This is a genomic window from Streptosporangium sp. NPDC049376, from assembly GCF_044466505.1.
Classification (GTDB): domain Bacteria; phylum Actinomycetota; class Actinomycetes; order Streptosporangiales; family Streptosporangiaceae; genus Streptosporangium.
In genome coordinates, this window is the sequence record NZ_JBITMT010000039.1 from 1 (window position 1) to 18,487 (window position 18,487).

Sequence of the window (18,487 nt, forward strand, 5' to 3'; positions counted from 1 at the left end):
AAAGCTACGAGGCCGGGCTCTACCTCCGAGGCTCGATCATGTGGCTGAAGCTCCTTACCTCAACCACATGATCCGAACTCTAAACAGCTCCTAGGGTCATCGGGCGCAGACAGTCTCCTCAACCCTTCGTGATCTCGTGAGGGCCTAACTGGCGTGTGAATAGCGCCGCCAGAATGAAAGAGCCTAACCTTTATGGCCATTCATACCTAACCCGGTGTCCCAGTTTATCGGCATTGCGTAGCTTGTGGCCCCTGTTGACGTAAACGCGCAAAAGCTCGTTATCGGAGACCGGCCCTAGGTCAGTTACTCCTGTATCTCCAGTAATCATCAGTTCCTGCAGGCCAGAGAGGCTCGCGAGAGGACTTAAATCTGATACTGCACTACAATTCGAGATACGCAATATACGCAGGTTTTTGAGTCCACCAATGGGCGCCAGGTCACTTATGCTAGATCCACTTAGATCGAGATGAGAAAGCTGTGTCAGGCTTTGAAGCCCTTCTAAATTTCTAATCCCGCTACAACCCCGCACACGAAGATCATACAGTTGCAGCGAACCTAAAGGAGAAAGATCAGTTACCCAAGGACAGCCCTCAAGGTATAGGCATCTTACCTTGGGTGCTCGCCGTACGATTTCCTCGACTCCGCAGTCCAATTGGGACTGTGCCAGCCCCAGGGTCCGAACTTTTTGCAGATCAGGAAGTGCAGCAGCACTTTTTAGCTCAGGGCACCCATGCAAAAAAAGGACACCCAGCGACTTGTGTCGCTGCAGAGAGGAGTAATCCCGAATCTGAGAACAATCAGTTAGCCACACAGAAGAGAGAAGAGGTGTTTCCTCCAAAAAACTCAAGTCGGCGACTCGCGCCGAAACATTAACCTGTGTCAAGTGCTTTAGCCTAGTCAACGGCCTGAGATCAATTGGTTCGTGGTCGCTGTCCAGATGAATTCCGATACTCTTCAAGCAGTGGCTGTACCGATCAATGAAATCCCAGTTGGGAAGCTCAGGCAACCAAATATCGAGATCACTTATATCCGGTATAAGCCTCAAGGCGTGGAATTGCTCTTCGGCTCGGAAGACAAGAACCGATCGCGGCTGCGGAGCCTTGGTCAGAACACTTTGGGCATAGGCATCAGCATCAAAGTACCTCCAAGCATCTCTTAGTTCACCTTGCACGCTGTCGCGAGGATCCGAGGCGTACCGCGAAAGGGTTTCGATGGCTGCAGGTCCATTGATGAGCCAGGCAGTTCGAACAGTAGCTACGGCTTCGCGCTCCTTTAATCCACCTATCTCTTGTGGGAGTCTTGAAAGAACCGGAGCCCCAATTAGTGCCAGTGAGCGTGCGGCAGTATCAGTGCGAGGAGGAATCAAATCGTCCAGGCATTGCTGTATATGGCGCTGAAGATCGAGAGGTATCGCTAGTAGGGTTTCAAGACATGATGCAACTACCAGCTTCAGGCGCCTGGATACCTTATGCTCTTGTTCAATACGATCTAGAAGTCCTGTGATCAGCTCAACTGCTGATGCAGCGCTAGCGTGGCCGGCAGTCATAATAATGGTCTCGCGCCACAAATCCCGATGAGCATTCCTGATCAGTAGATCCATATCCCCCAAATCGGCGGCATGCTTCGCTGCAAGGTATTCTTGGACAGTCCTATGAATAAAATCAATACGTCCGATTACAGGTTCTCTGATAACACCACTCCTCTGCAGCAGGTAATCGAGAACCTCACTCGCCTCCAGCTCTATTTGAGGCATCATCAAGAGTCTGTCAGCTATAACTTTTTTGGCGGTAACCTTAGGCAATTCGACTCTATTGGTAGTCGAAAGCTGCCAAGCGAGCTCTTGAAGTAGGCGTACTTTTTGATCTCTTGTCAGCGATACCTTAGAAGTGATCGTGATGTTACGTTTCAGATCCCTATTTTCAAGCATGAGATCTAGTGCTGACCTATAGAGTCCCATGCGATCTCTTGGCAACTGGTTCTCTTGATCAAGATTCAAGGCGCAAATCATTGCAGCTAATAGTGGAGTAGATGCCAACATCCGTAGGTGCGGAGCTGCCTCAAATCGTGCAAGTAATGCCGCTTCATAGCTAGGCACTTTTTCAGGGACGCAAGGTAAGTCAGGGCAATAGCGGATAGCCCTGTGCCAGTGTCGAACCAAGGATGAAATCTCTGAAGGGCTCATGCGCTCCAGAAAAGCCGTCTTGAATCCTTCTGCGCTCAGCCACTCGGTAGAGGCGGCCGCTGGCCGAGACGTAACGATGACACGGATTCCTGGATAGCTAACAATAAGCCTTTTTAGCCAGTCACGCGCGGCGTCTCTTTGACTGCCAGGCAATTCATCAACACCGTCAACAAGGAGGACCGCCCGAGGGGATGCGAGTATACGATGCGCCCATCCTTGCGGCATTATTCCTACCAAGTGGTTGGCCACACCATCAATAAACTTCTCCGGGCCAGGGAACTCAGAAAAGGCATAGCTGCGAAGCTTGACTAAGAATGGAATACATCCGTTCCAATCCACCATCGCAGATGAAAAGTTACCCCTCGAAGCGGTGACGGCAATCCAGCGAAGCAAAGTACTTTTGCCAGCTCCAGCTTCGCCGCGTATGAGCAGAAACTGATTCTTGCTCAGGATATCTTCGATATGAGAAGTAGCTTGCTCAGCTGACTCATTTCGCCATTCGGCCAGAGGCACTGCAGAATGACGGGTTCCGCGCTTGTGTGATTGTCCCTCCACGGAGGCACGCAAACCTATGTAAGCAACGCTGAGTGCGGTCTGAGGGCGGCGAAGTCGCTCAAAACGAACCCCAAAGAGTTCAAGCTTATCCAGGGCCTGCCCAAGGCATTCAAGATATTGCTGCGAAAATTCACTATCGGCTTCAGCGCCATGGGCTACAATTACCGCGCGGGCTGGAAGCCTTGCCATGAGTGTGGATACATCGTGCGCCAACTCCGTAAGCCTCGACAATATCTCGACAGATGAGCGGGGCATAAATTGAGGCAGTTGCACAACGATACGCATCAAACAATCGCAGCACTCATCCAGGATGATATCGTAAAGTCGCGATCCCGCCTCTCCTAATTGCTTCTGTGTACCCCATTGCGGTGCCGACTTGCGGATCCTCCGAGAGAGAGCGGCGGCGTTCATGTCGTCTGCCAGGATATCTTTGTCGGACAAGCTAGCCGTTTGGAGCGCCATTAATATTTCTGCAAGAACAGCCTCTTTGTCATTATCGGCAAGACCGCTAAACTCATGCTTGCAGATTTCGACAATTCTTTCCGTGACCGAATCCACAATATCGGCCAATTGTCGTGAAGCTCTCCTTCTTGATATTTGATCCGAAAATCTCACCTTGATAAGGTCGGAGAGATCGCTATTGCGTTCAATCCGCGCGGTTCGTTCCGCCATCCAGACTTGTATTACTCGTTGAACCACCGCCCTTCCTACGGCCAGAGCTGCGGGGTCCAGCGCCACTTAGCCCCTCCTTAGATCTTTTTGAGCGAACCGGTAACTGCAGTATGTCCTAAGTCCCCCAGGTTGTCTCGCCAATGTTGCCCACTGAGCTCTTCTCAACCTGACGTGCCTGGTCACGATTGGGTTGGTGCAGAACGGTGGCCCGGCTGACCTTCACCATCCTGGACGGAACATCATCCCCATCCACCGCTTCGTTGACTCCCGGCCGTACTAAGCGATCTGACAACCCCGCTGGCCATCAAGGCGTGGAGACAGCCAGCAGCACGTTGCTCGGTGGGCCGAGGCTGAGGAACGAAGCCTCGGACCGTCGATCGCCCCTGGCCTTCTTCGGAGACCGGCCACGCTGTGGCGATCGTGAGTGCCGCATCTGTGCGGTGACACACCAATTCGACTGGAGCCAGCATGGAGGCGGCGGGGTATAGCATGTGGCGGGCCAACCAACGCATATCGTTACGAGAACGGCTCTTCCTTGACCTGCTGCTCGGGTCATCCAACCGATGCCTGAGCCATGAGATGCCTTCGACGTCCTAGCCGTTTCGCCGTGTTGCTGATGTCGCGCGGGCGCTCGCTGGCCGCGACCGGCCGAAGAGCCGCAGCGCGGCCAGCGATCGCCCATGCGCGGCAGGCCGCCGCAGGCGGGCTGCCCTTGAAGACGGACAGATAAGTTTCTTTCGATCTTGAAATCATGTCGTCAGGTGCTTTGAACTGCGGGTATTGCGTTGGACCAGACGCGTTCGAAGCTGTCGAGATAGGTGGCCGCGGTGCTGTTGGGTTCGTTGCCGGTGATGTAGACGACCGGGGCGTCGGAGGCGCGGGTGCCGTAGGCGTGGAGGTTGACCAACAGGTCGTTGTCTGCGCGGTAGATGGAGTTGTACAGGATCGTCCCGTGTAGCCGTATCTCGATCCCCTCCACGTCCCCCAAAGGGCGGCAGAGGGTGAGGGCGTTCCTGGTTCTGGAGATCATGACGTCGCTGCCGACGCCTTCGTCCGCTCCTCGGGTGGCGACGTGGGGGCTGTCGGGGTCACCGAGCAGGATGCGTACCCGGACTCCGGCGGTTGCCCGCCCGACCAGGATGCGGAGCAGTCCGGCGTCTTCGGCGAGGAACAGGCCGCTGTAGACGAGGATGCCGATCTCGGTTTGGGCGGCTTCGAAGAAGGTGCGCCAGATGGTGGCCGGTACGGCCCAGCGGTGCGGGTAGACGGCTTTGATCTCGGCCGGGGGTCCTGGGCGTCGGCGGACGCTTTCGGGCCACAGGTCGTTCTCGTCGACGTGGAGGAGGTCGGCGACGGCGAGGCGGTGGCGCGGGTGGGGGACGCGGCCGGCGAGCCAGCGGGTGACGGTTTTGGGGTCGACGGTCAGGTGGGTGGCCACGTCGAGGGGTTGCAGGCGGGCCTGGATGAGGGCGTGGCGGAGGTGTTCGTTCATCGGGTGTGGTCCCTCCCGGAGCGGGTCGGTACCAGCGACGCTAACATAAGACGTCCCTAGACGTCCCTCAAGTCGTGGTGCCTGTGTCCCATCCCGGTCAGGAGACTCACTGGCACCGAACCCGGCACCACCGGGGCCGTGAGACGACAGGAGCACCCGCATGTCCAAAGAGAAGATCATCGCCCACCAGCGGGACCTGCTGGTCATACTGCGTGGCCACCTCAACGCGCTGTACGTGCCGAATTTCCTGACCAACGACCAGAACGGCCAGCCCTGCCTGGAGATCACCGATCACAACGCCCGTACCCGCCGCATCTACGTCCAGGTCGTCTTCTACTGGTTCTACTGGGGTGACCGGCCCGACGAGCGCACCTCCACCATCCACCTGCCCATGGCCGCCGAGGACATCGCCGCGGCGGTGCGGCGCGGCTGGCGTGAGGGCGAGCAGGGCACGCTCACCATCAATCTGGGCAACATCCACGGCGTGCACGGCCGCTGACCTCGATGACCGATGACACCGACGGGTGGCTGACCGGCAGGCGGGTCTACGACCGGATCGCCCAACGGCTCCGCGCGCAGATCACCGCCGGTCACTACCCTCCGGCCAGTGCCCTGCCCTCGGAGGCGGCACTGGCCCAGCGCTTCCACGTGGCCCGCAGCACCGTCCGGCGCGCGCTGGCCGTCCTGGAGGGCGAAGGACTGATCGACACGATGCCCGGCGCGGGACGCCGGGTGAAAAGCTCGGAGCAGCAAAAAGCGCTGTACCGCTACCAGGAGATCGCCGCCGAGTTGCGTGAGTGGATCAGCACCGGTGCCCTCCCGGTGGGGGCGGCGGTGCCAAGTGAGAGCGAGCTGCGGGAACGGCATGGGGCCTCGCGCAACACCGTCCGCCAGGCGCTGGCCGTACTGGAGCGGGAAGGGCTCATCGTGGCCCGGCACGGCAAGGGGCGTTTCGTCCGTCACGCACCGATTTGAGACGTCCTGAGACGTCTGATGCTGGGCCTCGGGACAGGCTTCGGGCGGAGTCTAGGGTGAACCGTATGGGACAAGCCGAATGGGCACGTGACCTGGCCCGGCACCTGCTGGAGGAACCGCTGCCGCGCCGGTGGGCGCACACCCAGGGGGTCGCCGCGCAGGCCGAATCGCTGGGGTCGATCCTCGGCGCGGAGGCCGACCTGCTGACCGCGGCGGCCTGGCTGCACGACATCGGTTACGCCCCCGCCCTGGTCGACACGGGGTTCCATCCGCTGGACGGCGCCCGCTACCTGCGTGACGTCCAGCAGGCCGACGACCGGCTCGCCCGGCTGGTGGCCCACCACACCTGCGCCGAGTGCGAAGCCGCCGAGCGCGGCCTGTTCGACACGCTGAATGCCGAGTTCGCCAAGGAACGCCCCGAGTTGGTCGAGGCGCTGACCTACTGCGACATGACCACCAGCCCGGACGGCCTTCCGGTCGACGTCGGGACCCGCCTGGCGGAGATCCACTCCCGGTACGGCCCCGAGCACCTGGTCAGCCGATCGATCGCCAAGGCCACGCCGTGCATCGTCGCGGCCGTGCACGCCGTACAGGCCGCCTTGAGCGCGCGGGCCTGACGTTCAGGCCGGGCTGGCGTGAGCGGCCAGGATGCGCCAGCCGTGCTCGTCGGTGTGGGCCCAGGTGCGGGTGTAGCGCAGCCGTGAGGCGAACGGCTCTCCCGCGAACGTGCCTTCCAGCGTGCCGAGGAAGCAGGTGACGCCGGTGGTGCCCGCGACGACCACGGTGAGGTCCTCCTCGACGAGCTTGGTCATGACCTGTCGGCGTGAGCGGTGATTGTCCAGGTCAAGCTGCTTGGCCTGCGGGTGGCACGCGCCGTCCGGCGGGCCGGTGAAGACAAGCCGATCATCGAGTAGCCGGTCGAGTTCTTCGACGTCTCCGACGAGCATGGCCGCCTGCAGGCGGCGTTCAGCCTCGTACAGCTCGTCGGTGAGGGTGCGTTCGGTCATGAGATCGCCTTCCTATTGTGCGGGAGCTTTCAGAGGCGAGTACCTCAGTTGCTACGCGCGTATTCACCCGATGTACGGCCCGGCGCCGTCGAGGAAGTGACCGAGCCGCAGCCGCATCGACCGGTCCATGACCAGGGAGCCGATCTCCTCGCGCGGAACCCAGCGGACCTCGCGGGACTCGTCGCTCGGGGTCGGCTCTCCATCGACGGGGCGGGCGGTCAGGACGATGGAGAACTCCTGGCGGGCCTCACCGTTGGAGGTGTAGAGGATCACGTGGCGGGGGTCGGTGTAGGTGCCGACCAGGCCGGTGATCTCACACGTGATGCCGGTCTCCTCCAGCGTCTCCCGTACGGCGGCCTGCGGCAGGGACTCCCCCAGGTCGATGGCGCCACCGGGCACGGCCCAGTTGCCGTTGTCAGAGCGGCGGATCATCAGGATGTCGCCCGCGTCGTTGACGACGACGACGTTGACCGAGGGCACCAGGCTGTTGGGGGCGGGTGCGGCGGGGTCGTCGTAGAAGTCGATCCGGCGGGCCGTCATGGGTCAGGACTCTACCGGCCGGGCCTGGTCCCAGACGGAGTCGAAGCTGTTGAGGTAGGTGGCCGCCATCGTGCCGCCGGGGACCTTGCGCAGGTGCATGACCGGGGCGTTGGAGGCGAAGGTGCCGTAGACGTGGCTGTTGACCAGCAGCTGGTCATCGGCGCGGTAGATGGAGTTGTACAGGACCGTGCGGTGGAAGCGGATCTCCACGTTCTCGTGCCGGCGCAGCGACCGGTAGAACACGAGCGCGGTCTTGATCTGGGCCGCCATGCCGTCGTTGATCCCCTCGTCGATGCCGCGCTGGGCGACCTCGGGTGAGTCGGGGTCGCCGAGCAGCATCCGGATCTTCACGCCCGCGTCGGCCCGGTCGGCGAAGACGCGAACGATGCCGGTGTCCTGGGCGATGAAGATGCCGCTGTAGACCAGGATGTCGATCTCCTGGCGGGCGGAGGCGAACAGTCGTCCCCAGGCGTCCTTGGGTACGGCCCAGCGGTGCGGGTAGACGGTGACGATCTCGGTCTCGGAGACGGCCGCGGTCTGGGCGGGGGGCATGGCCTCGGGCCACAGGTAGGCCTCCTCGACCCCCAGCAGCTTGGCCACGGCGAAGCGGTGCTTGCGATAGGGCACCCGACCTCGGGTGATCCATCGTTCCACGGTCTTGGCGTCGACCTCGATGGCCTCGGCCACCTCCACGATGGTGGTTCCCCGTTCGAGTAACGCCGTGCGCAACCGCTCGTTCGCCATCTCACCTGCCTGTCAGCGGGGACGTCCAGGGACGGGGCAATCGTAGACCGGACGTCCTGTACATGTCCCGTCCTGTAGTGATCACGTCCTATCTCTTCGCCGCACTCTCGGTATCGCAAGAAATCACAGGCAGCGACGAGAGGAGAGACAGCAATGATCAATGACACACCCGCCTGCGAATGCGGCGCGGTCCTGGAGGAGGGACGGTTCGCCTGCCGCAAGTGCCGGGCCCGGGAGCGGTGGACCCGTCATCAGACGGCCCGGCGCAGGACGGCCAGCCGGCGGCGCGGTCAGGTGCGGCGCCCGGCCAACCGCCCGTACGGCGCCGCCGAGGCGGGGGTGATCTGGACGTGACCGCGACCACGATCCCGCTGGTCATCGGCCTGGTGCTGGGCGCGGCGGTGTTCGTCGGCTACGTCGTCGTCCTGGTCGGCATGCGCCAGGAAGACCGGCGCATGCGACTCGGCGAGACGCCACCGAGCCGGGCGGCGGCCCTGGCCCGCCGGGTCACCGGCTGCCACGTGCGCGGGTGAGCGCGCTACTTCCCCTCGCTCAGCTCGGCCTCGACCTTTTCCAGCCGGGCCGACAGGTCGCGCAGGGTGGCGCGGATCTCGGCCAGCTCGTCGGAGGCCGGCGGGGCCGGGGCGGCGTCGTCGCGGACGAACACGCCCTTGCCCTGCTGGCCGATGACCAGCCCCTCGTTGCGTAGGACCCCGACGGCGAGTTTCACCACACTCAGCGAGGCGTCGTAGGCGGTCGCGAGCTGGGTTGTGGAGGGCAGCGGATCGCCGGGCGCGAGAGTGCCGCGCCGGATCTGGTCGCGCAGGTCGTCGGCGATCTGCAGGTAGCCCGGTCGCCCGGTGTTCTTGACCATCCGCCCCTTCTCACGTCGCTCGCCTATCCAGGCTGACTAGCCGACCTGACCTATCCAACCTGACTAGCCGGTCGTACTAGTTCAGCACAGACACGCGACCAGGCCAACCATGAGAACGTTGACATCCAGGCCAACTAGGTTGACTATGTTGGCTGAGACGAACAAGGAGGTCCATCTATGCGCACCATCCCGATCCCCGTCGACACCCACCGGCTCCGCTTCACCTGCGTCAAGGCCGCACGTCCCCGCGTCATCGACCAGGACAGCGGAAAGATCAAGACCGACAAGGACGGCAACAAGGTCTACGAATCCGTACTCCTCGCCGAGGACGAGTTGGGCCGGATCGAACTGGTCAAGGTCGGAACCTCCGGAGAACCGCCCATCGCTCCCGGACAGGACGTCGTCCCCACCGGCATGGTCGGCTACGTCTGGGAGATCCCCAGCAACGGCACCGCCCGCTGGGGCATCAGCTACAAGGCCGCCTCCATCGTCCCCGTCTCCGGCAGACCAGGTGGGGGCGGCGATGCCTGACCTGTCGCACTCCCTGCTCGTCCTGGCGGGCGCGCTGGCCGTACTGGCGACCTGGCGGTGCCTGCACCCGCACTCGTTCTGGCCGATGGTCGGCTACCCGTTCACCGCCCTGAGCGTGCGGGCCTCCTGGCGCAAGGTCGCCCTCGGCTGCGGGCTGACCAAGAAGCGCGCCCGCTGGGCCTTCACCCTCACCCCCGGCGCCCTGGTCTCCACCGGCACCGTGAAGGTACGGCGCCGCTTCCGCCGCATCGCCGTCGACACCACCCCGTGGATACGGCTCCCGCTGCCGACCCGGCACGGCTGGCGCGTCACCGTCCACCTGCTGGAAGGGCAGATCCCCGACGACTACGCCCAGGTCGCCGAACGGCTGGCACACTCCTGGGGTGTGCACGCCGTCCGGGTGTCCTCTCCGCGCCCCGGACGGGTCGTCTTGGCCGCGACCATCCGAGATCCGCTTGTGCGGGTCGATCGGCTACCGCCGTCGGAGGAACTGCTCAAGGTCACGGTGGGGCGCCTGGAGACCGGCGCACCATGGGTGATCGACTTCCGCACCGTCCCACACTGGCTCAGCGCCGGAGCGACGCAGTCCGGCAAGTCCAACCTCGCCAACGCCCTCATCGTCGGCCTGGCCCCGCAGCCGGTGGCGTTGGTCGGCTTCGACCTCAAGGGCGGGGTGGAGTTCACCCCCTACGCGCCCCGGCTGTCGGCGCTGGCCACCACCCGCACCGAGAGTGTGGGCCTGCTCGATGACCTGGTGACGCTCATGCTCAACCGGATGGACCTGTGCCGGAGAGCGGGCGCCCGCAACATCTGGCAGCTTCCCCCGGCGGTACGGCCGGTGCCGGTCGTGGTCCTGGTCGACGAGCTGGCCGAGCTGTACCTGATGGCCGACAGGTCCGAGAAGGACGAGGTCGCCCACATCTCTACGACTCTGCTGCGGGTGGCACGACTTGGCCGGGCGTTCGGGATCTACCTGTTCTGCTGCGGCCAGCGCATCGGCTCCGACCTCGGCCCCGGCGTCACCGCACTACGCGCCCAGTGTTCCGGGCGGATCTGCCACCGGGTCAACGATCCCGAGACCGCGACCATGACGCTCGGCGACCTCGACCCGGCCGCTCTGGTCTCCGCGCGGGCGATCCCGGCCGAGACGCCGGGGGTGGCGATCGTGGCCTCCCAGGACGGCCAGTGGTACCGCGCCCGCTCCTTCCACGTCTCCGAGGCCACCGCCGAACACGCGGCCTGGACGTACGCCGACCTGACCCCGTCCTGGGCGGAGATCACCGCTCATGCTCCGGCGACCGAGTTCGACCTCGCCGACCTGGACGAACTCCTCACCGCCTGACCCGCTGCAAGGAAGCAAGGAAGGGGGACACGATGCGACGCCTCATCTGTTGGCTGCTGGACGCCGGGCCGATCCTGGCCCTGGCCGCCATCGCGGGTGCCGGATCGTTCACCCACATCCACGACACCGCCGCCGAACACGGCCAGACCGGGTGGATGTCCTGGGCGGTAGCCGTGTGCGTCGACCTGACGTGCATCATGGCCGCCCGGGAACGCCAACGCGACAAACACACCAGGCGTACCCGCAACGGCTGGATCTCCTGGCCCACCCTCGTGCTCATCGCCGGGATCGTCCTGTCGCTGGCCGCCAACCTCAACCAGGCCGACCCGTCCCCCTGGGGATGGATCACCGCCGCCACACCCGCCGGGGCGTTCCTCGTCGCCGTCTCCATGCTCGAACGGCGAGCAACCGGCCCCCGACCTGAATCATCCCCGGCCTCATCCTTCGTGCCGGAGATCGCCCCCGAACCCGTCCCGGTTTCCGCGCCCGTCCCGGCCATCGACGCCGAGCAGGACGGGCCGTCCTCAGAGCTCCTCGACTACGCCCGGCGCGTGGCCGAGGAATACCAGACCGCGCACAGCAGGCCCATCAGCCGCGACACGCTGCGCGCCCGTCTGGGTGTGTCCCATCAACTGGCCTCCGACCTGCTGCGCACCCTGCGCATCTCGCCGGACGCCCTGTGAAGAGGAGAACCGATCATGTCCACCGACACCCAGCGCCGTACCGCCTTCATCGGCGGCCTGCGCGACCTGGCCTTCTTTCTGGAGGCCAACCCCGCCGTTCCCGTCCCGACGGACTCGACGATCGTCACCTACTACCCCGAGCAGGGCACCGACGACGACCTGTGCGCCGAGATCGACCGGATCGCCGCCCTGTGCGGCACCTCCGTGGACCCGCGGCTGCTGCCGCTGGGCCTCTACACGATCTCGCGCTGCTTCGGCCCTGTCCACGTCGAGTGGACCGCCATCCTCAGCATCGCCAAGCCACCGCATGAGTCCTGAGCCACCCGACGAGCCGGTGACACCGGCTGAGATCCCGTCCCGGTGGTGGCGGTGCTGCACCTGCGGCGGCACCGGAAGCGACAGCTACGGCACCACCTGCACCCACTGCGACGGCCTCGGCTTCTGCTGAAGGCTGTCGGCGCCCCCGGCCTGGCCGTACATCCGCCAAGACGCCCGCCAGGTCGGGGGCCATCCCCCCCCTCACCCCAACGAGTGAAAGGAGGAGACCATCTTGCCCACAATCCACCCTGATCCGCACGCGATCGCAGGCATGATCACCCGCCTGAACGACCGCAACTACCCCCGCTGGGCCTCCCAAATCCGTGCCACTGGCGGCTGCCGCCAGCCGATCCACCTACGAGGCCGCGTCCTGCACGTCGACCGCACCACCGGCCGGCTCCTGCACTCCTACACCACCGCCACCGAACCCGACGGCGTACTCCGGCTGCCGTGCAAGACCCGGCGAGCCTCCCGCTGCCCAGCCTGCGCCGAGGTCTACCGAGCCGACACCTACCACCTCATCCGCGCCGGGCTCGTCGGCGGCAAGGGCGTCCCGGCCTCGGTGACCTCTCATCCATGCCTGTTCGTCACCCTCACCGCCCCCTCCTTCGGACCCGTCCACACCCGCCGCGAGAAGAACGGCAGACCGCTGCCCTGTCACGCTCGCCGGGACGCCGAGAGGTGCCCGCACGGCCGGGTGATGTCCTGCACCGCCCGCCACAGGGCCGAGGAGTCATGCCTGGGCGAACCGCTGTGCCCGGACTGCTACGACTACACCGGCAGCGTGCTGTTCAACGCGCTCGCTCCTCAGCTGTGGAAGTACTTCACCGACGCCCTGCGCCGCCGCGTCGCCAAAACCGCGGGCCTGACGCTGCGGGAACTACGCGCCCAGTGCACGATCTCCTTCGCCAAGGTCGCCGAATACCAAAAGCGTGGGGTGGTGCACTTCCACGCCGTCATCCGCCTCGACGGCCCCGACGGGCCGGACTCTCTCCCTCCGGTCTGGGCCACGGCCGAGATGCTGGCCGAGGCCGTACGGCACGCCGCCCACGCGGTCACCGTGACCACCCCCGCCATCAGCGACGAACCCGCCCGGGTCCTGCGGTGGGGGCGGCAGCTCGACGTCCGCGAGATCACCCTGGTCGGGGAGCTGTCGGACCAGGCGGTGGCCGGCTACATCGCCAAGTACGCCACCAAAGCCGCCGAATGCGTCGGCACCCTCGACCGGCGCATCAACCCCCTCGACGACCTGACCGCCCTCAACCTGCGCGACCATCCCCGCCGCCTCATCGCCGAATGCATGCGCCTGGGCGACCTCGACGAATACGCCGACCTGCGGCTGACCCAGTGGGCCCACATGCTGGGGTTCCGCGGCCACTTCTCCACCCGGTCCCGCCACTACTCCACCACCATGGGCGCCATCCGCCACGAACGCCGCGACCACGCCCGCACCGACGAAATCACCTTCGACGCGGACACCACCCTCGTGATCACCCACTGGAAGTACGCGGGCAAGGGCCTGTCCGCCGGTGACGCGCTCCTTCTCGCCGCGTTGACCGGTGTACCTCTGGATGATCCTGGAGGGCGCCCATGAAGACGCTCGAACGTCTCTGGACGGTGGACGAGGTCGCCGCCTATCTCGGAGTACCGGCCGGGACGCTCTACCAGTGGCGGTGCAGGAGGATCGGGCCGCCCGCCCATCGGGTCGGCAAGCACCTGCGCTACCTCCCCGAGGACGTGCGTGCCTGGGTGCGGGAGCAGGCATGACCGTCTACGACCGGTGGCACAAGTCCCACCCCGATCCCGGAGAGGCGAAGTGCTCTGAGCACAAGCGCGTGCCGACCGCCAAGCACGGCCAGGGGACGCGCTGGCAGGTCCGGTACCGGAACGAGAAGGGGCAGCAGCTCAAGCGCAACTTCGAGCGGAAGGCCGACGCCGACCGCTTCGACGTGACACGCCGGGCCGACGAACCGCGAGGCGAGTGGATCGACCCCAAGCTCGGGCAGACCAGGTTCCAGGTGTACGCGCAGACCTGGATGGCATCACGGCTGCACAAGCCCGGGACCGCGACGACCTACGAGGGGCACCTGAAGAATCACATCAACCCGGTCTTCGGTCTGGTGCCCCTGGTCTCCGTACGGCCCACCGCCGTGCAGAGGTGGGTCAAGGAGCTGCACGGGAAGGGGTTGTCCCCACGTACGGTCGAGACCATCTACGTGATCTTCTCCAGCGTCATGCGCGGAGCCGTACGGGACGGCATGATCCGCCGCTCCCCCTGCGTCGACATCCGCCTTCCGGAGCCGGACAAGACCACGATCCGACTCCTCTCCCCCACCGAGGTGATCGCGCTCTACCGGGCCATGCGGCCCGAGTACGCGCCGCTGGTGCTCCTGGGGGCCACGGCCGGTCTCCGGCAAGGAGAGGCGCTCGGGCTGGCCGTCGACCGGATCGACTTCACCGAGGGCATGCTGACGGTGGACCAGCAGGTCGTGGTGATCGACCGGCGGCCGACGCTGGCCCCGCCCAAGACGCGGGCGTCCATCCGTGACGTCCCCATCCCGGCCGTCCTCGCCGACGCGCTGGCCGAGCACATCGACCGGCACAAGCCAGAGGACGCGCTGTTCCGGACGACGCGCGGCAACCTGATCCGGCGCGACTACTTCAACGCCGACATCCTCAAGCCCGCGATCCTCGCGGCCGGGGTGCCGGTGGACATGACGTTCCACGACCTGCGGCACACCTTCGCCAGTACGGCGCTCGCCGAGGGGGTGCCGATCTCCGAGGTGTCCCGGTGGCTGGGGCACGAGTCCATCACCACGACCGTGGACCTGTATGGGCATCTGGTCCCGGAGGCGTCCGAACGGGCGCGGATGGCGCTGGGCAACGCCTTCGCCGCCGCACTCGGATCCAAGTGAATGTGCCCCCGATGTGCCCTCTCAGGGCCTCATCCTCCGTAACTGGAGGCTCCGCCGCAGGTCAGAGGCAGAGAAGGCGGACGAGTCGGCCTGTAGGCCGGGTTTTGTCCTTCACTGGGTGAAGGGGCGACCATCCATCTAGGACCGGCGTTGCCGTCGGCCTCAAGCGGTCTACCCGCGCGGCTCGGGCGGGCAGCCCTCAGACGTCGCGCGCGGAACGCTCCGGAGAGCGTCCCTTCTTGACCTTGCTCCGGGTGGGGTTTACCTAGCCGCCCACGTCACCGTGGGCGCTGGTGGTCTCTTACACCACCGTTTCACCCTTACCCCCGCGAAGGGGGCGGTTTGTTTTCTGTGGCACTGTCCCGCGGGTCACCCCGGGTCGGCGTTACCGACCACCCTGCCCTGTGGAGCCCGGACCTTCCTCGGCGGGTCCTCACAGACCCGACGCGGCCGCCCGGCCGGCTCGTCCGCCGTACTTCAAAGCCTATCGGTGTCCCGGAGCCCATCGTTCCCAAGTGGTCTCCAACCGGGCGACAAGTGGGAGCGGGTGAGATGTGACCAGGCAACCGGGGCGACCGGAGGCCGCCGACGGGGCCGCCCGGCCGTACCGCCCGGGGAGGGGCGTGGTCAGCGCAGGTGCGAGGTGTCGTTGAACGCCTTCACCACGGCGGGCCCGTCGGCGTAGTACTCGATCAGGGACAGTGCGGCCAGGTCGAGGTGCATGCGGTACAGCGCGGCGAGGGGAGCCAGCAGCGCGGACCGCACCAGCATCTTGATCGGCGTGACGTGGGAGACGGCCAGGACCGTCCTTCCCTCGTAGCGTTCGACCAGCCGGTCCCCGATCACCTGGACCCGCCGCGCCGCATCCCCAAAACTCTCCCCACCCGGCGGCGCGGCGGACGGGTCCGCCAGCCATGTGGCCAGTTCGTCCGGCCAGTGCCGCTGGATCTCGGTGAACGTGTGGCCCTCCCAGGCGCCGAAGTCGGTCTCCCTGAGGTCGGGTTCGACGACGACGTCGAGGCCGAGCCTGGCGGCCACGGCCTCGGCGGTGACGAGAGCTCGCCTGAGCGGGGAGCTGACGACCACCTGCACGTCGTACGGCTCCCGCGTCAGCCTGGCCGCGGCGGCCTCCGCCTGGGCGAGGCCGTTCGGGGTGAGCTCGGGGTCGCCGAGTCCGGAGAACCTGCGTTCGACGGACATGGGGGTCTCACCGTGCCTGAGCAGCAGCAGCGTGGTCGCCGTGGTGGTAGGCGGACGCCAGCCGGTGCCCGCGGTCGCGGGGGTGGTCGGTACGGCCACCGCCTCCACGACCGGGGCCGGGGCAGGGTCGGCGGTGTCGAAGAGGGAGCCCTGTGACGAGGAGGAGGCGGCGGCCGAGACGGACGAGCGCCAGGGAACCCCCTTGGCGGCGGCGTCCATGGCCTCGTTGGCGAGGCGGTCGGCGTCCTTGTTCCTCTCCCGGGGAATCCACCGCCAGGTGACCCTGAGGCGGCGGGCCAGGGAGGCGGCCTCCGTCGCGAGGGGACGCAGCCCCTCGTTCTTGATCTTCCACCGGCCCGCCATCTGCTCGATGACCAGCTTGGAGTCCATCCGCACCTCGACGGAGGCGCCGTCGCCCGCGAGGTCGAGCAGCGCCTTCAGCCCCGCGATCAGCCCGCGGTACTCGGCGACGTTGTTGGTCTGGGTGCCGATGGGGTCGGCGACCTCGACCAGGATCTGGCCGTCGGCGGCGTCCTTGACGACGGCGCCGTAGCCCGCCGGTCCCGGGTTACCCCGCGACCCGCCGTCCGCCTCGACGACGAAAGAGGTCACAGGCCCGACTCCGGGGTACGGACGAGGATCCTGCGGCACTCCTCACAGCGGACGACCTCGTCGTGGGAGGTGGCCTTGATCCGGTTGATCTCGGCGATGGACAGGCTGGTGCGGCAGCCGAGGCAGCGGGTGCCCTGCAGCATCGCGGCGCCGATCCCGAACTGCTCGCGGAGCTTGTCGTAGAGGGCGAGCAGGTCGGCCGGGATGTCGGAGGCGACCGCGGTGCGCTTGCCCCTGACCTCCGCGGCCTCCTTGTCGATCTCGGCGAAGGCCGCGTCCCTGCGGTCCTGGGCGCCGTCGCGTGCGGCGGCGAGCTCGTCGCGCTCGGCGGAGAGCTTCGTGACCTGGGCGTCGGCCGCCTCTCGGCGCTCCATGATCTCCAGGACGACCTCCTCAAGGTCGCTCTGGCGGCGGTGCAGGGAGGCTATCTCGGACTGGAGGCTGGCCAGGTCCTTCGGCGAGGAGACCTGGCCCGAGTCGAGGCGCTTCTGGTCGCGTTCCGCGCGGACCCGGACGGCGTCGACGTCGGTCTCGGCCTTCGACTGCTCACGGGCCAGGTCGCCCGCCTCGGTCTCGGCGGCGATCACCTGGGTGGCGAGCCTGGCCACCCGGGTGGACAGCTCGTCGATCTCGGCCAGTTCCGGCAGGGTACGGCGGCGATGGGCCAGCCGGTCGACGACGGAGTCGAGTTCGGCCAGGTCGAGCAGGCGCTTCTGGGCTGCCGGGGCTGCTTTCACTTCAATTCCTCGCACTCTGCTGTTGTCTTCCAGGCGTCCGTGACCGTCTCGGAGACGCGCGTCTCAACAGTAATCCCCCGCGCGGCCAAGGCTGACGTCAGACGATGCGCCGCGTCGGTCAGCCAGGGCCACTCGGTGGCCCAGTGGGCGGCGTCGATCAGGGCGGGTCCTCCGGGTTCCTCGACGAACTCGCTGGCCGGGTGGTGGCGCAGGTCCGCGGTGAGGAACACGTCGACTCCGGCGGCGCGGGCCGTACCGAGCAGGGAGTCGCCCGATCCTCCGCTGACCGCGACGCGGCTGATCTCCCGGTCGAGGTCTCCCGCGACCCGCAGCCCGCCCGCCGTACCGGGGAGACCTTCGGCGGCCCTCCTGGCGAACTCCCGCAGGGAGAGGGGGGCGGGCAGCGTGCCGACGCGGCCGAGGCCGCGCCTTGGGTCGCCCGCCGAGGGCAGCAGGGGGGTGAGCGGCCCGGTCAGCCCGACGGCGCGGGCCAGGGCGTCGGAGACGCCGGGATCGGCCACGTCGGCGTTGGTGTGGGCGGTGAAGAGGGCGACGTCGTTCTTGATCAGCGTGTGGACCAGACGGCCCTTGTAGGTCGTGGCGGCGACGCCGGTGACCCCTCTCAGGTAGAGGGGGTGGTGGGTGACGATCAGGTCCGCGCCCCACTCGACGGCCTCCGCGGCGACGGCCGCCGTCGGGTCGACCGCGAACAGGATTCTGCGCACCTCCGCGGCCGGGTCCCCGCAGACGAGTCCGACGGCGTCCCACGACTCCGCCCAGGCTGGGTCATAGATCGATTCGAGCTCTCCGACCGTGTCGGCAAGGGTAGGCACGTGCGCAGACTACCGGCCCGCCCGCCACCGGTGATCCACACCGGCCTCCGCGTACGGCTCTCGCGGGACAGCGGACCGGTGCCGCCGATAGCGTCGGGCGGACAAGATCCCTGTGAGGCCCCGCGAGGAAGGACCCCGCCCTTGTCCGCCGATCTCCACCGTGACTCCGTGGTCGCCGACACCCACAACGACCTGTTGATGGCGGTCACCGCGCGGCCGCCCCACCGATGGGCCTCCTTCTTCCGCGACCGATGGCTGCCCCAACTCCACGAAGG

22 protein-coding genes and 1 other RNA gene are annotated in these 18,487 nt (G+C 66.0%); 13 read left to right on the top strand and 10 right to left on the bottom strand.

Going from position 1 to position 18,487, the window contains the following annotated elements; genetic code table 11:
- Positions 1-190 precede the first annotated feature (190 nt).
- Both ACIBVQ_RS40065 and ACIBVQ_RS40070 read right to left on the bottom strand, forming a co-directional pair.
- Positions 191-3,475 (bottom strand): NACHT domain-containing protein, encoded by a 3,285-nt coding sequence (locus tag ACIBVQ_RS40065; protein WP_399184160.1) that lies wholly within the window; start codon positions 3,473-3,475, stop codon positions 191-193.
- Between the two features lie 691 nt (positions 3,476-4,166).
- Positions 4,167-4,901 carry an XRE family transcriptional regulator gene (locus ACIBVQ_RS40070; protein WP_399184162.1) on the bottom strand — a complete coding sequence of 245 codons (735 nt, stop codon included), beginning with the start codon at positions 4,899-4,901 and terminating at the stop codon, positions 4,167-4,169.
- A gap of 160 nt (positions 4,902-5,061) precedes the next feature.
- Between ACIBVQ_RS40070 and ACIBVQ_RS40075 the strand changes: the two genes are divergently transcribed.
- The 3 genes from ACIBVQ_RS40075 to ACIBVQ_RS40085 all read left to right on the top strand — a co-directional run bounded on the left by ACIBVQ_RS40075 (position 5,062) and on the right by ACIBVQ_RS40085 (position 6,493).
- Positions 5,062-5,400 carry a hypothetical protein gene (locus ACIBVQ_RS40075; protein WP_399184165.1) on the top strand — a complete coding sequence of 113 codons (339 nt, stop codon included), beginning with the start codon at positions 5,062-5,064 and terminating at the stop codon, positions 5,398-5,400.
- A gap of 5 nt (positions 5,401-5,405) precedes the next feature.
- Positions 5,406-5,876, top strand: coding sequence for a GntR family transcriptional regulator (locus ACIBVQ_RS40080; protein WP_399184167.1), 471 nt, complete (start codon positions 5,406-5,408; stop codon positions 5,874-5,876).
- Positions 5,877-5,941: 65 nt separating this feature from the next.
- Positions 5,942-6,493 carry an HD domain-containing protein gene (locus tag ACIBVQ_RS40085; RefSeq protein ID WP_399184169.1) on the top strand — a complete coding sequence of 184 codons (552 nt, stop codon included), beginning with the start codon at positions 5,942-5,944 and terminating at the stop codon, positions 6,491-6,493.
- 3 nt (positions 6,494-6,496) lie between these two features.
- On the opposite strand, the gene ACIBVQ_RS40090 is transcribed toward ACIBVQ_RS40085, so the two are convergent.
- The 3 genes from ACIBVQ_RS40090 to ACIBVQ_RS40100 form a co-directional block, all read right to left on the bottom strand.
- Complete coding sequence (locus ACIBVQ_RS40090) at positions 6,497-6,883, bottom strand: nuclear transport factor 2 family protein (RefSeq protein ID WP_399184171.1); 387 nt, start codon at positions 6,881-6,883, stop codon at positions 6,497-6,499.
- A gap of 63 nt (positions 6,884-6,946) precedes the next feature.
- Positions 6,947-7,423 (bottom strand): NUDIX hydrolase, encoded by a 477-nt coding sequence (locus tag ACIBVQ_RS40095; RefSeq protein WP_399184173.1) that lies wholly within the window; start codon positions 7,421-7,423, stop codon positions 6,947-6,949.
- A 3-nt stretch (positions 7,424-7,426) separates the two neighbouring features.
- On the bottom strand, positions 7,427-8,167 hold the full coding sequence (locus ACIBVQ_RS40100) for an XRE family transcriptional regulator (RefSeq protein ID WP_399184175.1): 741 nt from the start codon (positions 8,165-8,167) through the stop codon (positions 7,427-7,429).
- A 153-nt stretch (positions 8,168-8,320) separates the two neighbouring features.
- Here ACIBVQ_RS40100 and ACIBVQ_RS40105 point away from each other — a divergent pair, with 153 nt between their 5' ends.
- Together ACIBVQ_RS40105 and ACIBVQ_RS40110 are read left to right on the top strand one after the other, a co-directional pair.
- Complete coding sequence (locus ACIBVQ_RS40105) at positions 8,321-8,521, top strand: hypothetical protein (RefSeq protein ID WP_399184177.1); 201 nt, start codon at positions 8,321-8,323, stop codon at positions 8,519-8,521.
- Positions 8,518-8,700 (top strand): hypothetical protein, encoded by a 183-nt coding sequence (locus tag ACIBVQ_RS40110; RefSeq protein ID WP_399184179.1) that lies wholly within the window; start codon positions 8,518-8,520, stop codon positions 8,698-8,700. The genes ACIBVQ_RS40105 and ACIBVQ_RS40110 overlap by 4 nt, the downstream gene beginning before the upstream one ends.
- Before the next feature lie 5 nt (positions 8,701-8,705).
- Here ACIBVQ_RS40110 and ACIBVQ_RS40115 read toward each other — a convergent pair whose 3' ends face one another.
- Entirely contained in the window at positions 8,706-9,041 is a 336-nt protein-coding gene (locus ACIBVQ_RS40115; protein WP_389761690.1) for a winged helix-turn-helix domain-containing protein, read from the bottom strand.
- A 177-nt stretch (positions 9,042-9,218) separates the two neighbouring features.
- Here ACIBVQ_RS40115 and ACIBVQ_RS40120 point away from each other — a divergent pair, with 177 nt between their 5' ends.
- From ACIBVQ_RS40120 to ACIBVQ_RS40155, 8 genes are all read left to right on the top strand, one after another.
- Positions 9,219-9,572: a hypothetical protein gene (locus ACIBVQ_RS40120; protein WP_399184181.1), complete on the top strand. Its 354-nt coding sequence runs from the start codon at positions 9,219-9,221 to the stop codon at positions 9,570-9,572.
- On the top strand, positions 9,565-10,914 hold the full coding sequence (locus tag ACIBVQ_RS40125; protein ID WP_399184183.1) for an FtsK/SpoIIIE domain-containing protein: 1,350 nt from the start codon (positions 9,565-9,567) through the stop codon (positions 10,912-10,914). Before ACIBVQ_RS40120 ends, ACIBVQ_RS40125 begins: the two co-directional genes overlap by 8 nt.
- Positions 10,915-10,946: 32 nt before the next feature.
- On the top strand, positions 10,947-11,597 hold the full coding sequence (locus tag ACIBVQ_RS40130) for a DUF2637 domain-containing protein (RefSeq protein WP_399184185.1): 651 nt from the start codon (positions 10,947-10,949) through the stop codon (positions 11,595-11,597).
- 15 nt (positions 11,598-11,612) lie between these two features.
- On the top strand, positions 11,613-11,915 hold the full coding sequence (locus ACIBVQ_RS40135; protein WP_352012759.1) for a hypothetical protein: 303 nt from the start codon (positions 11,613-11,615) through the stop codon (positions 11,913-11,915).
- On the top strand, positions 11,905-12,045 hold the full coding sequence (locus ACIBVQ_RS40140; protein ID WP_399184187.1) for a hypothetical protein: 141 nt from the start codon (positions 11,905-11,907) through the stop codon (positions 12,043-12,045). The genes ACIBVQ_RS40135 and ACIBVQ_RS40140 overlap by 11 nt, the downstream gene beginning before the upstream one ends.
- 102 nt (positions 12,046-12,147) lie before the next feature.
- On the top strand, positions 12,148-13,509 hold the full coding sequence (locus ACIBVQ_RS40145; RefSeq protein ID WP_399184189.1) for a replication initiator: 1,362 nt from the start codon (positions 12,148-12,150) through the stop codon (positions 13,507-13,509).
- Positions 13,506-13,682 (top strand): helix-turn-helix domain-containing protein, encoded by a 177-nt coding sequence (locus tag ACIBVQ_RS40150; RefSeq protein ID WP_362775360.1) that lies wholly within the window; start codon positions 13,506-13,508, stop codon positions 13,680-13,682. Before ACIBVQ_RS40145 ends, ACIBVQ_RS40150 begins: the two co-directional genes overlap by 4 nt.
- Positions 13,679-14,830: a tyrosine-type recombinase/integrase gene (locus tag ACIBVQ_RS40155; RefSeq protein ID WP_399184191.1), complete on the top strand. Its 1,152-nt coding sequence runs from the start codon at positions 13,679-13,681 to the stop codon at positions 14,828-14,830. The genes ACIBVQ_RS40150 and ACIBVQ_RS40155 overlap by 4 nt, the downstream gene beginning before the upstream one ends.
- 77 nt (positions 14,831-14,907) lie before the next feature.
- Here the strand turns inward: ACIBVQ_RS40155 and rnpB are convergent.
- The 4 genes from rnpB to ACIBVQ_RS40175 form a co-directional block, all read right to left on the bottom strand.
- An RNA gene (rnpB, locus tag ACIBVQ_RS40160) (RNase P RNA component class A) lies at positions 14,908-15,296 on the bottom strand.
- A gap of 161 nt (positions 15,297-15,457) precedes the next feature.
- Positions 15,458-16,642, bottom strand: coding sequence for a bifunctional RNase H/acid phosphatase (locus tag ACIBVQ_RS40165; protein ID WP_399184193.1), 1,185 nt, complete (start codon positions 16,640-16,642; stop codon positions 15,458-15,460).
- Positions 16,639-17,379: a C4-type zinc ribbon domain-containing protein gene (locus ACIBVQ_RS40170; protein ID WP_352016206.1), complete on the bottom strand. Its 741-nt coding sequence runs from the start codon at positions 17,377-17,379 to the stop codon at positions 16,639-16,641. The genes ACIBVQ_RS40165 and ACIBVQ_RS40170 overlap by 4 nt, the downstream gene beginning before the upstream one ends.
- Positions 17,376-18,212, bottom strand: a complete 837-nt coding sequence (locus tag ACIBVQ_RS40175; RefSeq protein WP_352016207.1) for a Nif3-like dinuclear metal center hexameric protein — start codon at positions 18,210-18,212, stop codon at positions 17,376-17,378. Before ACIBVQ_RS40175 ends, ACIBVQ_RS40170 begins: the two co-directional genes overlap by 4 nt.
- Positions 18,213-18,487: the final 275 nt, after the last annotated feature.